Raw genomic sequence first — 705 nt, forward strand, 5'->3', positions numbered from 1 at the left:
GCATTGCTCCTCCTCCGGGCAAGTATAACATTGCATCGGCATTATCGTTCCATGTGATTCAGTATAATAATGGCTGTTCTTGGCGCGCCAGTTTTCCCTCATGGAAATCTGGCGTTTTTTGTTGCCATTTTTTCGGAGATGACCCGGTTGTCTGCCGGTGTCGGTCTCCGCCTCCATTCGATTCACCCGTCAATCACCCGTGAATCGAAATGGAGGTACATAATGAAGAAAATTAACCTTCGGGAACTTTATCCTGATGTTTATATAACAGATTTTTTTGTAGATGTGACAGAGGAAGTAATGGAGACTATTCGGGCAGCTGAACGTGCGGAGACTGCGTATGAGCGAAAGATGTATCGTTATAAAGCACAGTATTCTCTGGATTGCGAGAATGGCATTGAAAATGCGGTGCTGTTGAAGCCGCAGACACCGGAGATGGTTCTGGAGGAAAAACAGTTTCAGGAGCAGGTCTATGCCGCTGTGATGAAGCTGCCGGAGAAACAGGCAAAGCGAATTTATGCCCGATACTATCTGGGAATGACGGTAAATGAAATTGCCGAAGTAGAAGGTGTAGACCCAAGCCGTGTCCGAGACAGTATCCGCCATGGATTAAAGCAGCTTGTAAAATATTTTTGATAAAATTTCATTTGATGCGCCTGTTTTTTGCCTTTTTTGTCAGTGTTAATAAGAAGGACAAGTTTTCCT

1 protein-coding gene is annotated in these 705 nt (G+C 44.5%); it reads left to right on the plus strand.

Annotated elements, in window-relative coordinates:
- Positions 1–222 precede the first annotated feature (222 nt).
- On the plus strand, positions 223–636 hold the full coding sequence (locus tag LJE09_RS17300) for a sigma-70 family RNA polymerase sigma factor (RefSeq protein WP_227311607.1): 414 nt from the start codon (positions 223–225) through the stop codon (positions 634–636).
- The last annotated feature ends 69 nt before the right edge of the window (positions 637–705 follow it).

Source organism: Blautia sp. DFI.3.45 (assembly GCF_020593505.1).
GTDB classification, from domain to species: Bacteria; Bacillota; Clostridia; order Lachnospirales; family Lachnospiraceae; genus Blautia_A; species Blautia_A wexlerae.

What these genes read in the sequence shown, in the direction of transcription:
- LJE09_RS17300 (WP_227311607.1), top strand. Translation starts at nt 223, where the DNA reads ATGAAGAAAATTAACCTTCGGGAACTTTATCCTGATGTTTATATAACA.